This window comes from uncultured Kordia sp. (assembly GCF_947489565.1).
Classification (GTDB): Bacteria; Bacteroidota; Bacteroidia; order Flavobacteriales; family Flavobacteriaceae; genus Kordia.
In genome coordinates this window covers 33,683-47,731 of the sequence record NZ_CANLEA010000024.1, presented here as the reverse complement: position 1 = coordinate 47,731, position 14,049 = coordinate 33,683, and the positions used below count along the sequence as shown (strand labels likewise).

Sequence of the window (14,049 nt, the reverse complement as noted above, 5' to 3'; positions counted from 1 at the left end):
ATCGTGTAGACTATCATTACAAAAATATGAAAAACAATGAATTCATCAAGTTTTCACTCGTCAAATAGACTTTTCAACCGTTTTAGAGATTGTATTTTTGTTTTAATACTTCTATCTGCTCAGGACGACCTAAGACAATTATCTTGGATTCTTTCAGTAATTTTAATTCTGCTCCTGGATTGATAATATATTCTCCATCTGGTGTTTTGTAACCAATTACGGTACATCCCGTTTTTTTTCGCAGGTCTAACTCTTTGAGTGTAATTTCTTTTTCAAAGTTTGTAATGTCTTCCGTTCGGATTTCTTCAACATTGGTCGTGTTTTTTCCACTGATAGAAAGATTATCAATAAATTCTACCAAGTCAGGCACAACGACTAAAGAAGCCATATGTTCGCCGCCAATTTTATCAGGCATAATTACATTATCGGCACCTGCTAATTTTAGTTTTTTATAGGACGATTCTTGCGAAGCTCTGCTAATAATTAGCAGCCTGTCATTTATCTGTCTGGCAGAAAGTACTACATATAAGTTATCTGCATCACTTGGAAGCGCTGTAATTAAACATTTTGCATTATGAATTCCTGCGCGTTCTAATACTTCATCTTCACTGGCATTTCCTTCTACAAACGGAAACTCAGAACTTTCATATCGTTCAATCACAGTTCTGTCTTTTTCAATAATCACAAATTCCTGATTGTGCGTATACAATTTTTCAGCAGCTTGTCTTCCATTGCGTCCAAATCCGCAAATAATGATATGATTTTCCATGCGTCTGATTTTTTTTAAAGTCTTTCGTTGTATGATGTTTCGCATCGTACTTCTGCTCAAAATATATTCGGTTATGACAGAAATCGCATATGCAAATACAAAAACACTTATGATGATTAAGAATACCGTAAATAATTTTCCCTGATCGTCTAAGACTACTACTTCTTTAAAACCTACTGTTGTAATGGTAATGACAGTCATATATATGGAGTCAATCCAATTACTTCCTGATATGGACATAAATCCTACAACACCAATAGTCAAAACTAAGACTAGTAGCGCTAAAGCAATATAAAATTTTGACCGGAAGAATCTAAACATATTTATAAGTCAAATACAGAAGTTCGTTTGGTGTAAATTAAGTCTTTTAATCTTAAAATAAAAGCTAAGGTAAGATATAATGCAAAACTAAAGCCTAGAGTTGCAAAGGTGACATAAATGAAGAACAAACGTACATTTTTGGCGCGCATTCCCAAACGTTCTGCCAATCGAGATAACGCTCCGAAACCATGTTTCTCAAAAAAGTAACGCAATTTAGACATAAACTTTAGCTTCATTTTTCGCTTTTTCTAATAGAACTGCAAGATAACGCTTTTTCGCATAAAAAAAGTCACTAAAACATAGTGACTTTTCATTTTTTGAGCGCTTGTTTTTTTAATAGATTACCTCAAGAGCTGTAATATCGTTTCCGTTGAAATCTATTGCTGGTCCGCATGATTGCATAATTGAAGAAGCGTCTGAACCTGTTGGTGTTCCTGAAATATAGATAGCACCTACTCCTGCACTTCCTTCGTTTACATTTTGCCCACAACTTTCACGTGTTTGATAGTCTGTATGACGCAAACCTATACAGTGTCCTATTTCGTGTGCCATAGTTCCTGCTAATTCACTTACGTTTGGAGCAATTGACAATTCGAACCAACGACTGTTGATTCCAAATCCTCTAGCTGGATCTCCTTTACGTGATGGGAAACCTGCTGCTCTTCCTAATGTAATAAATCCTCCAGATTCTAATTCATAAAACTCGGTTACTTCAATGTCTGCCTTATTTCTTCCTCTTTGTCCAAATGCAACTCTTGTAAAAGTAAGGCGAATTCCTAAATCATTATACATTTGTATGGTTTCATCTAATGCATCTGAACCTAATACTCCTAAGTCTGGATCGACACTAATAGTAATAGCTCTTGGTAATTTGCTAACCAAATTAGAAGTTCGGTAATGTTTTGCTAACGGATCTGCAGGTTCTAGTTCATTAATTTGCTCAAAAGAAAAGAACATGTCTTCAACAGCGACACCATCTTCTCCCATAAAGTTCGTTACAAAGGCAGTTGAAGTATCAAACAAAGCTGCATCTAGCTTCGCTAAAATTTCTGGACTCAGCTTACTTTCTTCTTGTAAAGGTTCCGCTGCTTGATCTGATTGACATGCTGTAAATACCACTGCAAATACAGCAATCATAAGTAGAAGTTTTTTTGTTTTCATAATGAAATTTTTGGTCTTTATTGGGTTAATAATAAACTAAAGCTACCGATAAAATAAGTTTTTTACTACAGAATTATTCACTTTTCGATGAATAAACTATATTTCAAGTTAATGCCAAGAAAAAAAAACAACTGTTACAGATTTTTCTTTCAAATAAAATTAAAAACACCTGATTTGCAAATTACTCGTGTTTTAATATAGCACTTATCATAATAATTTATTTCCAATAGCACATTCCAAACATTGTTGCTTGTCACAATAATTTTTCTTCAATTCTAGCAATGCTTGTGTATGCAATGCGTTTTCAATGGTGATGTTTTTTGTGTTGAATTTTTGAATGATCGAATTGTTTTCTGGTGTGATGGTTCGCAAAAGTGTCAGCAGACTTTCTATATTAGGTTTGCCTAAGTATTTTTCATAACAATATTTAAGCGGCAAAATACTATTGATAAGCAATACGTCAATGAATTTTTTAGAAACTTTTTTAATCCGCTTTGGCGAATGTTTCTCAAAAGTATAATGTGTTTGCCAAAATGTACTTGTTTCTACTTGTAATAAAAGATACAATTCTTCTAGCGAAGTTGTCGCAACTATTTTTGAGAATAAATTACTTTGTTGATGATATAATGTTCCCAATTGAGAAGCGCGAATGGTTGGAAAGTTTGCAGGACGTGTTCGAAAGAATTGCAATGGAATGTGTACTTCTTTTGTGTATTGGAATTTGTGACAGAGATATTTGAATTCTTCTTGCAATTCTTCATAGTATTTTTCTTGAGATGCTTCTTGCGAAAGCAATCCAAAAATTCCAAAGAGAAAAGCTTCCAACGAACCTCTTTTTGAGCTCAATTTCCGAATAACTCCAAAATCAACCGAACAGGCAGCTTCAAAGAATACATCACTATTGAGTTTGAGTCCAAAGCCTTTGGCTAGCAATCTAAATAAAACCGCTTCCCAATCGTAGGCAGTTTTTTCAACTAATTTTGTTATTTCAGCAGCTTTCAATTCCAATCGCTCAATATATACACGTTCCAACCAATTTTCCAATTCAAAATTGTTCAATACTGGAAAATTTGCTTCACAGGAAATCCATTGTTTTGGAGTATCTAATAAGTTTTTATAACGATTTACTAAGGCTGAATCACTATATTTTTTGAGCACTAGTGTAGGAATGACCGAATTGTCTTTGCGATGAATTTCAATATCATGATTCCACACAACATGCAAAATCACATTGTCATAGTTGGCATCATTTTCATGATTGTGGACAAACCAATCTGAGGAATTTACATGCATTTCCACGTTCCCTGCCCAAATTTGATTTGCTATTTTTAATCGCGCATTAAAAAAATCTGGACCTGTATGATGGTTATGTATTCCTAGATTTATAATTTCGATAAGTTCGTCTTTGGCTGTTTGTAATTTTTGTAAATGTAGTTTTCCAAATTTCCACAAATAGTACAAAAAATCTTCTCGTATGGTCATAATTGATAATTATTAAGTTCATAATAATTTCAATGAGAAGGGTGTGGTTTACTATTCCTAACAAGATTAATACTACAAAAATATACTTTTTTACATATTATTTTATAAATTGTCCGACACTAATTAATGGTAAAAGCCATTTTGAGTTGAATATTTTACTAAATGAACTCCCTAAGTAAGTCAATTTTCATTTCTGCATTTCCTGTTTTTGCACTTGTTGCAATGATAGATAGTTTGTGGTATATGTCTCAATCGGGAATCTGCTTGCAACATATGGCTCATTTACTGACGTCCACAAGTATTGTTTTCTTTTTTGTGAGAGTTTTTATAAAACCGCTACCACGTACCGATAGTGTTTTAATAGTGTATACATTTTGTGTGTTTCTAGGTTGTTTGATGAGTTTGTTGGCTGGTTATTTACAGGAAGAAACAAACTCTAGAAGTATTGCGATTGTATACAACCTGATCTTGACAGTTGGCTGGATTTTATATTTGCTTTGGTATTCTTTTTTTCAGAAACGAAATGCTGCAAATAATACCGTTTTGAAAGTAGGTAACACACTTCCATTATTAAAGTTTGAAAATGCTTCGAAAGAAGAAATCACTACAGAAAAATTTGCGGGAACGCCAAGCATTTTTATTTTTTATCGTGGTAATTGGTGTCCGTTTTGCATGGCGCAAATCAAAGAAATGGTTTCCAAACATGAAGAGTTGACCGATAGAAATATCAATACGGTTTTTATTAGTTCGCAACCGCATGGATTCAGTAAGAACTTAACAAAAAAATATCCTTTAGATTTTCAATTCTTGGTAGATGTCGACGGGAAAGTTTCGAAACAGTTAGACATTTTTGCTGAAAACGGTTTGCCGTTTGGCTTCCAGATTTTCGGATTTAAATCGCATACTACCATGCCAACAGTGATTATTACGGATTCTAATGAAAAGATTATCTATACCAATCAAACGGATAATTACCGCATACGTCCTGAACCAACTACCTTATTGAAGATTATAGATCAGCATGTGTGATTTCGACTTCGCTCAATCTACACTGCTATTCCTTTAAAAAGAAAGAAACTACTCTACTTTATACCCTTTGGCTTTCCAGGCATTGATACCACCTTCTACATTGTGGGTTTTTAAATATCCTAACTCTCGTAATTTAATGACTGCTTTTGCACTTCGTGTTCCGCCTTTGCAATACACGTATACATCTTTATCTTTTGGAAGTTGCGCTGTTACTTTTGCAACAAAGTCATTTTCAAAAAAATCTGCTTCCAAAGCATCACTTTTTATTTTTCCTTGTGCTATTTCTTTTGGTGTACGCACATCCAACACAATGACTTCAGGATTGTTTACGACATCGTGAAGCTCTGTGACCGTTACGTTATTCTCCTTTGGGAAATTGTTACATCCAAAAAAAGATAAAATTGAAGACAACATACAAATTACGAGGGTTAGTTTTTTGGTTTTCATACAAACTTAATTTAGTTTGTTTTAGCGCCTTGCCATTCTGAAAATCCGCCCATTAAGTTGTACGTATTTTCAAATCCTACACTATTCATTACAGCGCATGCCTGAGCGCTTCTTCCGCCTGAGCGACAGTATACATAATAGTTTTTAGAAGCATCTAATTTTTTTACCTCATCAATAAAACCTTGCCCTAAAAAGATATCAATATGTTTTGCGTTCGGAATGTGTCCTTCATCCACTTCGTCTTGTGTGCGAACGTCTAGAATTACAGCATTTGCATCGTTTGTAAGTTGCTCTTGCCATTCTTGTTGTGTTAAATCTGCCATAGCTTATTAAATAGTGTTGTTTGTTATTTTATTTCAAAGTTAAACTTTTCAGTAGAAATTATTCAAAAAAAAGCCGAAGTTCTTCACTTCGGCTTTGTGCAGGCAATAGTCATGCCTTTATTTTTTTGTGGTGAATGCTTTTATCTTTTATAGTAAAGTTAGTTAAACATGTCTAACTATCTAAGCAAGTCTAAAAATCTAAGCTAGTCTAAAAGTCTAAGTTGTCTAAAATTAAACTTTAATAGAACAACCAATCGCTTTTGTATTTTTCACCTTTACTTCTTCTCCTGCCAATAATGCATCAACAGCATCTTCAATATAACGCTTTGATACCGCAGAAGCATCTTTGTAGTTATCGTCAATAGCTCCAATGTATTTTACTTGGTGTCCTTTTGGCGTTTTTGCAATTACATACATGTGTGGCGTACGTGTTGCTCCAAATTCTGGATATACTTTTTGTCCAACATCTAACATGTATGGAAATGTAAATCCTTTTTCTTTGGCTCTTACTTGCATTTTTTCAAAACTATCGTCTGGCCTTGCTTCTGGACTGTTTGGATTGATAGCAATTACCGGATAGCCTTTGCTAGCATATTTCTTATCCAATGCAATCAATCTGTCTTCATACGCTACAGAATACGGACACGTATTGCATGTAAACGTAAGAATGAATCCTTTTGCATCTTTAAAATCGCTCATAGAAACCATTTTTCCATCTACGTTTTTCAAAGAAAAGTCTTTGACAATATCACCAACTTTGTAACCATCTGTTACTTCTTTTTTTGGTGTTGAGACATTTTCAGCGATTGCTTTTGTTGACGTTTTTTCTGCTTCTTTCTTTTTCTTTTCAGCACAAGAAACCGTCATGAAAAGTAACGCTAGTACTGCTAATTTTATCGTTTTCATTTTAGTGGGTTTTTAAGTTATAGGTTTATAAAATTTTTTAATTCTTTTTCAAGTTCCGCTTTGGTAAAGGAACGCTCGTAGAATTTTCGTTTTCCTTTTTTATAAATGACCGTTGCCGGAATAGCGCCTGACCATTGTTGAGATACTTTCGGAATCCATGCGTTTTGATCGGGATCGTCTAAAAGTACTTTTTCAGAGTTTAATTCGTGTTTTGCTAAAAATGAATTCAGTTTTTTCAAATTAAAATCTAAACTCACCAACAATACTTTCACGTTTTTATCTTTGTATTCTTCGTTAACAGCTTCAAAGTATGGCAATTCTTTTACACAAGGCGCACACCAAGTTGCCCAAAAGTTGACCACATGAACATTATCATCATCAATATTGAGGTATTTTTCAAACCCTTCAAAATCTAATACTGGAATTTCAGATTCTATAGTAACTTCTGAGCTTACTTCTACTTTTTCCACGTTAGATGCTGTATCAGTAGAAATTTCTGATTTAGTAGATTTTGTTTCGCTTTTACAGGAAATCAACACTGCAAAGCAAAAGATAAATAATACTTTTTTCATGATAGCGTATAATTATCCTTAAAAATACTAAAACTCTATCGGATAGCTTTTTTATTTAACAAATTTTAAGATTTTAAAATCTATAGCTACATTTTAAAATGATTGAAAATACAAATCAAAAATACGGTTTTACCTTACAATTGTTTCAAACTACTTTTCTATATTGTTATGAATTATAAATTTATAAGATCATGAAAAAAATACCTTTAAAGAAAATCAAACTTGTAAAAAATGTAATTTCTAAGTTAGATACAATTAGCGGCGGTTTAGCGGCTGGTGGTTCAGAAATAAGCTATTGTAGTGCTGGAACAAGAATTGAATGTTGCGCTAGAAAGTAAATTAAATTTTAAGTTATGAAAAAAAGAAATATTAAAAATTTTAACCTAAACAAAACATCAATTTCCAATTTGAAAAATACGAAAGGGGGAAAAGAATCTGGTAGAATTGACACATGCATTATATGTTACAATGACACATATGCACCTTCATGTACATGTATTTCTACTTCGCAATCTGGAGAAGTTCCTGTATGCGGAGACATTTAAACAATATTCACGCCAGCAAATGACTTATTAATGACTTTCGAGGCATCTACTTCCAGCCAATTATTTAACACGGACGTATAAATTTCTCGAAAGTCAATATCATATTTTAAATCGCCATTGTTATCTAAATTCGATAAATTTGCCATCGGATTGTAAAAACCCTGCTTTTTCAATTGTTTTCCTATGACAAATACTTGATTCGCTGTTCCATGGTCAGTTCCATTAGCTGCATTTTGTTGCACACGACGTCCAAACTCTGAAAAAGTCAAAATTAATGTATCCTTAAAAGTATCTTGTTGCTTTAAATCTTTGATAAATGCCGCCATTGCTTCATCGTAAATTTTTAACAAACGCTTTTGTTTATTGATTTGATTGGCATGTGTATCAAATCCGCCAAGTGATGTGTAATAAACTTTCGTTTGCAATCCTGAATTGATGAATTGTGCGACTTGCTTTAATTGCTTGGAAAACTCATTCTTCGGATATTCTGTATTTGTAGTATATGTTTTAGATGTTTCATAGATGTATTTTGCAGACGAAGTAGCCGTTACCATGGTTTTATATAAATATCCTAGATTATGTTCGCTCAAATGCGCATCGTCATGATGAGAAACTACATTTTTAAAATAAGGATCGTGTGTGGTTCTGTAAAATAATTGCGGATTCTTCGTAGCAATTCCATCCATAGTTTCACCTTTCATCACTAACGACAAACTATCATCAACTTCAATAGCATCCAAAGATTTGCTTTTGGTCATGTCTAAATAGCGACCGATCCAACCAGATTGTAAATATTCGTTTGCGTCACTTGCCGTATGCCAAATATCTGTAGCGCGAAAATGTGAACGATTCGGATTTGGATATCCAACATTATTAATGACACAGAGTTCTCCGTTATGGTATAAATTGCTATGCGCGATGAGACTTTCGTGGAATCCAATTTCATCTGTAATTCCAATCAAATTTGATTTTTGCTGTGCCAACGAAGGACGTTTTTTATAATAGATATCATTTCTAAAAGGCACGACCGTATTTAAACCGTCATTTCCTCCAGAAAGCTGAATAATCACCAGTTTTTTACCAGTTGCAATTGCGTCATCAATCAGGTTAAATCCTGAAACAAATTTAGGCAAAAACATCGCTGTACTTGCTAAGGAGGCTTGTTTTAAAAAATCTCTTCTTTTCATACAAAAAATTTATTTTTTGTATTCCCGTAAAAGCGGGAATCTCATTTAATTATTCTTATCATTCCTATGAAAACAGGAATCTAACACAATTGATATTCAGGTAACGACATGAGTTGAATGCAATACTGTGGCAAATCTTGATCTGCGAGTTTGTCCAAATATTGTTTTGTGCCGCGATTCAACGGACTCACCAATAAGGTTTCCTGCAATTGTTTATTTGTAATATTCTTATGATTCAATTTGAATGCTTCCCAATCTGGAGTAACTTTCAGTCTTCGCTGACGATTTCGCTTATCATTGAAACGCTGAAAATCATCTTCAAACTCTCCTTTTTCATCTAATGCAATTTCACCTTTTGCCAATAGTACTGAAGGCAATCGCAAACGCAACATCATTGTATTTGGATTGATCCACGTGCGTCCGCCTTTCCAACCTGCAACATTTGGTGGAAACAATAAATGTTGTCCTAAAAGTTTTTGCAAATACACTAATTCGCGTTCTTTTTCAAACTGCATTGGCACGATTCTGTGGATTCCAATTAAGAATTCGACAGGCGATTTTATTTTTGTTCCAATATTTTTTTCATCGTAAAACCAATCTGCTGTCAATACAAAACGCATCAGCTTTCCAATGTCATAATCTTTATAAAACAGTTCGGTCATTTCACTTACGTGCAAAGTATCTATTTGATCATTCACAAAATAACGATAGATTTTTTCACAGATAAATTGCGCACATTGCTTTTCCGCTAAAATGATATCAATAATGGCATCTCCATCAAAATTTCCTGTTTTCCCTAAAAAGGTTTTCTCTCCATAATCGTGTTGACGACGGCGCAAACGAAAATTTCCCATGATATCATGATTCCAACCGGTAAATGCGCGTGCCGCTTCTTTAATATCTTTTTCAGAATATTGATCGCGGCCAAGTGTAAACAATTCCATCAACTCACGAGCAAAATTCTCATTAGGTTTTTGCTTCTTATTTTGTCTTGTATTTAAATACTTCATCATAGAAGCTTCTTTCGAAATAGCAATGACAAATTCTTTGAAATTTCCCAATGCATGTTTGCGAAGTGTATTTTGATAGTCTTGAAAATGAACGATATTTTTATCATTACACACAAAATGATTCGCCCAAAAAAGCGTCATTTTCTCTACTAATAATTGCTCTGTACTTGCAAGTTTGTACAGCCAAGCAATGTTCATTTCGTGGATTTTTTTAGCACTTTCTTTAAAAAGTGCACGGATTTTTTTTCGATCTTTCATCTTTAAACCTTTCAAAGTTGTGATTAACTCTGTAAGTTCAATCGATAAAGGTTCAGCATTACGAGAAGCATCAAACAACTGTGTAACAATTTCTGTTCGTGATTGCTTTTGCAATAATTTGGCTTCAGAAGGTGAAATTCCAAATCCAACTCTATTGTATAAATGCACAATTTCTTGTAAGATCATAATAATCGATTTGTGAGTATGACTGTAAAACGTAGAAAAAGTTTAATTTGGTATTCCTAAAAACAACACTAAGATTTTAGTATTGTAGATTGAATGTCGTTTAAACAAATTCTTGTATTTAAAATGTAACGTATGTAATTTTAAGAGAGAAATTAGCTTATTGTAAAATCATCTCAAATACATTTCAAAGAACAGTATGCACACAAAAGCAATACCAAAAGCGAAGCAATAGCTATTATCTAAAAACATTTAGTGAAACTTTAACAACAGTTCAAGAGTAAAACCATAAAAAGTCAAATTATGTGTCAAATATCACAACAAATCAAATTTTGCAGTTGTTCAGATAAACTAGCAGCAGCAACGAAGCATTTAAAAAGCATTTATTATGTTTGGACTATTGAGCGTGTATCTGGAATTAGTGATTTTGCGATGGACGGACTTGTCATGGACGATCCTACACAACTTGATGAATTATCTGCAGAAAAAATTCTAAAAGAACTCAATTCAAAAAATCTATTTGACTTTGACTACAAACCTAAAGACAATGATAATTTAGAAATCAAACGTGTAAATCCCAAAAAGAGATATGAGAAAAAGAAACTCATAGGCTCCAATCTCAATTTCTATTATCTTTTTGACAAATGGCACTTAGGATATTCGGGGTCTTTTAGCTATGAATATGAACACTATAAAAATGGCTACCTTGAGATTACTGATTTTAAAAGTAATGAGGATTGAGATATTAGAATTGAGACAAGTTCAATTTAAATTTATGCTTTAAACAAACTGATTGTTGCGAATTTCAAGGAAATTCACAACAATATATCGAACATGTCTAAAATCTAAGAGCGAAGCGATCTAATATCTAAGAGCGAAAGCGATCTAAAAGCAAAGCGCGTCTAACCTTCTAAAAACATTTAATGAAATTTTAACACTACTCCGCTTTTTCAATTTCAAAATAGTATTACATTTGTATATACAAATATTGTACATACAATTATGAAGTTAGAAGAAGTATTAAAAAGTAACGCAGCATTGCCATTGGCAAAGAAAATTGCTATTAATTTCTTTATCACTAACAACATATTGTTAAAAGAGTATGCATATCTTTTTAAACAATACGATTTATCATTACAACAGTTTAATGTGTTGCGCATTTTAAAAGGTCAGAAAGGAAAACCTGCCAATTTAGCTACGATTCAAGAGCGAATGGTGCATAAAAATAGCAATACAACACGACTGATTGATAAGCTGATTTTAAAAGGATTGGTAGAACGTACTGTTTGTCCAGAAAATCGTAGAAAAGTGGAAATCATCATCACAAAAAGTGGATTGCATTTATTAGATGAAATCGATACACCTTTAAATGAGCTAGAAGACCAAATGATGCAACCACTTACGATAGAAGAAGCAGAAACTTTAAATACATTATTAGAAAAATTAAGAGGTTCGCAATCCGAATAAAATTGCCCTAAAAACACTATCGACGTACATTAAAAAAACAAAAAAATGAAAACACGTATTTTAACATTAGTAGCATTGTTTGTATTTGCTACCGTTTCAACAGCAGTTGCACAAGACAAGAAAATCAACGTTAAAGAAAGTAAAGTGACTTGGACTGGATACAAAGTATTAGGTCAGCACGAAGGAACTATTGATTTTAAAGATGGAACCTTAGAGTTTAAAGATGGGAAATTAGTGAATGGAACTTTTACTATTGACATGAGCACCATCAATACTACAGATATAAGTGGTGGCGGAAAAGAAAACCTAGATGGACACTTAAAATCTGATGACTTTTTTGGAGTAGCAAAGCATCCTACAGCAACCTTAAGCTTTAGAAAAGTAGTAGAAACTGATGACAATGTATACAGAGTTGCTGCCGATTTAACGATTAAAGGAATTAAATCTCCTGTAGCTTTTAACATTGAATTGGAAAGTAATTCTGCGGAAACAAAATTCAAGGTAGACCGCACAAAATATGGAATTAAGTACGGTTCGGCTTCTTTCTTTGATGGACTAAAAGACAAAGCAATTAATGACGAATTTGACTTACAGGTAGAATTAAAATTTTAAAATATTTTTTATTCTAAAATTCATTTCTATATATTTGTAACAACAAAAACAAAGATGTATAAAAATTTAGTAAATACTTGGTGGTGGAACTTACGAACTTCGGAATCGTGAGCAAAGTCCCTATTTACAAATAATAGATATATAAAAAAGACTTGTCAATCACGACAAGTCTTTTTTTTTGAAACAAACTGAACCATGTACACATTAAAAACTACACATAAAAAAATATTAGCGGACACCATTACGCCAGTAAGTGTATACTTAAAAATTAGGGACAAATTCCCAAATAGCTTACTTCTAGAAAGTAGTGACTACCATGCCAACGACAACAGTTTTTCGTATGTATGTTGCAATCCTATTGCGAGTATAAAGGTGGAAAATGAAACGCTTACGCGCGAATTTCCAGATGGTAAAAAAGATAGCATTCCTATTACTGCAACAACTGATGTTCCTGGGTTGATTCATGAGTTTTCAAAACAGTTTGAAACCGATGAAAACGATTTTAAATTCATCAATAGTGGTTTATTTGGCTATATCGCTTATGATGCTGTTCGCTACTTTGAATCGGTAGAAATCTCTAAAAAAGAGCAATCGCTTGACATTCCAGATATGTACTATGCGATTTACCAAAATATCATTGCATTCAATCACTTTAAGAATGAAGCGTACATCTTTTCGCATTGTTATGAGAAAGAAGACAATATTGCGACTATTGAACACTTATTAAATTCTAAAAACTTCACCACGTATAGCTTTCAAATTGACGGTGAACGCGAATCGAATTTAGATGACGAACAGTTCAAACAAAATGTAGCTTTGGCAAAAAAACATTGCTATCGCGGAGACGTTTTTCAATTGGTACTCTCAAGAAGGTTCATTCAAAAATTTAAAGGAGACGAATTTAATGTGTATCGCGCTTTACGAAGCATTAATCCTTCTCCATACTTATTCTATTTTGATTATGGCGATTTTAAAATCTTCGGTTCTTCACCAGAAGCACAATTAGTTGTCAAAGACAATCATACCGAAATTCACCCAATTGCAGGAACCTTTAAACGTACTGGAAATGACGAAGAAGATGCCGATGCTGCCAAAAGACTCTTTGACGACCCAAAAGAAAATGCAGAACATGTGATGTTAGTTGATTTGGCTCGAAACGACTTAAGCCGAAACGGAAATCAAGTCAAAGTAGAAACGTATAAAGAATTACAGTTTTTCTCGCATGTCATTCACTTAGTATCCAAAGTAACGGCACAAAAACATACGGAAGTTCCAACTATGCAAGTTGTAGCAGATACATTTCCAGCAGGAACACTAAGCGGCGCTCCAAAACACAAAGCCATGCAACTCATTGAAAAGTATGAAACTTCCAACCGTGATTTTTATGGTGGCGCTATTGGGTTTATGGATTTTCACGGAAACTTTAATCATGCCATTATGATTCGAACATTTCTAAGTAAAAATCACAAATTGCATTACCAAGCTGGAGCAGGAATTGTGGCGAAATCATCAGAAGAAAACGAAAATCAAGAAGTATATAACAAATTGAGAGCGTTGAATACAGCGCTAGAAATTGCTGAAACGATTTAGGAATTTTAAATGCTAAATTTTAAATTAATATCAAATGTCAGTTCGAGCATTATCGTAGATACCGAGCGTAGCTCATGAGAACCATTTTGAACCTAAAAGAAAAACCAAATCGTCACTTCGAGTGATTTTCTAAAAGAAAATAGTATCGAGAAGTACTTTGAAAATAAAAAGTAAAAAAGCCAATAGC

General features: G+C 33.4%; 17 protein-coding genes. 7 read left to right on the top strand and 10 right to left on the bottom strand.

The window, feature by feature from the left end; genetic code table 11:
* Positions 1-82: 82 nt before the first annotated feature.
* The 4 genes from Q0845_RS24020 to Q0845_RS24005 form a co-directional block, all read right to left on the bottom strand.
* The gene (locus Q0845_RS24020; RefSeq protein WP_298519283.1) at positions 83-1,090 is read right to left on the bottom strand and encodes a TrkA family potassium uptake protein; all 1,008 of its coding nucleotides are present in this window, start codon (positions 1,088-1,090) and stop codon (positions 83-85) included.
* Positions 1,091-1,092: 2 nt separating this feature from the next.
* Positions 1,093-1,326, bottom strand: a complete 234-nt coding sequence (locus Q0845_RS24015) for a PspC domain-containing protein (protein ID WP_298519278.1) — start codon at positions 1,324-1,326, stop codon at positions 1,093-1,095.
* Between the two features lie 97 nt (positions 1,327-1,423).
* Positions 1,424-2,251, bottom strand: a complete 828-nt coding sequence (locus Q0845_RS24010; protein ID WP_298519275.1) for a M57 family metalloprotease — start codon at positions 2,249-2,251, stop codon at positions 1,424-1,426.
* A gap of 207 nt (positions 2,252-2,458) precedes the next feature.
* A complete protein-coding gene (locus Q0845_RS24005) occupies positions 2,459-3,733 on the bottom strand; it encodes a DUF2851 family protein (RefSeq protein WP_298519271.1) in 1,275 nt (424 codons plus the stop codon).
* A 162-nt stretch (positions 3,734-3,895) separates the two neighbouring features.
* Between Q0845_RS24005 and Q0845_RS24000 the strand changes: the two genes are divergently transcribed.
* Positions 3,896-4,762, top strand: a complete 867-nt coding sequence (locus Q0845_RS24000) for a peroxiredoxin (protein WP_298519268.1) — start codon at positions 3,896-3,898, stop codon at positions 4,760-4,762.
* 48 nt (positions 4,763-4,810) lie between these two features.
* On the opposite strand, the gene Q0845_RS23995 is transcribed toward Q0845_RS24000, so the two are convergent.
* From Q0845_RS23995 to Q0845_RS23980, 4 genes are all read right to left on the bottom strand, one after another.
* Complete coding sequence (locus tag Q0845_RS23995) at positions 4,811-5,209, bottom strand: rhodanese-like domain-containing protein (protein WP_298519265.1); 399 nt, start codon at positions 5,207-5,209, stop codon at positions 4,811-4,813.
* 11 nt (positions 5,210-5,220) lie between these two features.
* Entirely contained in the window at positions 5,221-5,532 is a 312-nt protein-coding gene (locus Q0845_RS23990) for a rhodanese-like domain-containing protein (RefSeq protein ID WP_298519260.1), read from the bottom strand.
* Positions 5,533-5,763: 231 nt separating this feature from the next.
* Positions 5,764-6,438: a thioredoxin family protein gene (locus tag Q0845_RS23985; protein WP_298519257.1), complete on the bottom strand. Its 675-nt coding sequence runs from the start codon at positions 6,436-6,438 to the stop codon at positions 5,764-5,766.
* Positions 6,439-6,455: 17 nt separating this feature from the next.
* Positions 6,456-7,010 (bottom strand): TlpA disulfide reductase family protein, encoded by a 555-nt coding sequence (locus tag Q0845_RS23980; protein WP_298519253.1) that lies wholly within the window; start codon positions 7,008-7,010, stop codon positions 6,456-6,458.
* A gap of 191 nt (positions 7,011-7,201) precedes the next feature.
* Between Q0845_RS23980 and Q0845_RS23975 the strand changes: the two genes are divergently transcribed.
* Both Q0845_RS23975 and Q0845_RS23970 read left to right on the top strand, forming a co-directional pair.
* Positions 7,202-7,348, top strand: coding sequence for a hypothetical protein (locus tag Q0845_RS23975; protein WP_298519250.1), 147 nt, complete (start codon positions 7,202-7,204; stop codon positions 7,346-7,348).
* A gap of 15 nt (positions 7,349-7,363) precedes the next feature.
* Complete coding sequence (locus Q0845_RS23970) at positions 7,364-7,555, top strand: hypothetical protein (protein ID WP_298519247.1); 192 nt, start codon at positions 7,364-7,366, stop codon at positions 7,553-7,555.
* On the opposite strand, the gene Q0845_RS23965 is transcribed toward Q0845_RS23970, so the two are convergent.
* Positions 7,552-8,742, bottom strand: a complete 1,191-nt coding sequence (locus Q0845_RS23965; RefSeq protein ID WP_298519244.1) for a DUF1501 domain-containing protein — start codon at positions 8,740-8,742, stop codon at positions 7,552-7,554. The two genes, Q0845_RS23970 and Q0845_RS23965, sit on opposite strands and share 4 nt — an antisense overlap.
* Before the next feature lie 80 nt (positions 8,743-8,822).
* Positions 8,823-10,196 (bottom strand): DUF1800 domain-containing protein, encoded by a 1,374-nt coding sequence (locus Q0845_RS23960; protein WP_298519241.1) that lies wholly within the window; start codon positions 10,194-10,196, stop codon positions 8,823-8,825.
* Positions 10,197-10,496: 300 nt separating this feature from the next.
* Between Q0845_RS23960 and Q0845_RS23955 the strand changes: the two genes are divergently transcribed.
* From Q0845_RS23955 to Q0845_RS23940, 4 genes are all read left to right on the top strand, one after another.
* The gene (locus Q0845_RS23955; RefSeq protein WP_298519238.1) at positions 10,497-10,934 is read left to right on the top strand and encodes a hypothetical protein; all 438 of its coding nucleotides are present in this window, start codon (positions 10,497-10,499) and stop codon (positions 10,932-10,934) included.
* Between the two features lie 261 nt (positions 10,935-11,195).
* Positions 11,196-11,660, top strand: coding sequence for a MarR family winged helix-turn-helix transcriptional regulator (locus Q0845_RS23950; protein WP_298519235.1), 465 nt, complete (start codon positions 11,196-11,198; stop codon positions 11,658-11,660).
* Between the two features lie 45 nt (positions 11,661-11,705).
* A complete protein-coding gene (locus Q0845_RS23945; protein ID WP_298519232.1) occupies positions 11,706-12,272 on the top strand; it encodes a YceI family protein in 567 nt (188 codons plus the stop codon).
* Positions 12,273-12,467: 195 nt separating this feature from the next.
* Positions 12,468-13,862, top strand: a complete 1,395-nt coding sequence (locus Q0845_RS23940; protein WP_298519229.1) for an anthranilate synthase component I family protein — start codon at positions 12,468-12,470, stop codon at positions 13,860-13,862.
* The last annotated feature ends 187 nt before the right edge of the window (positions 13,863-14,049 follow it).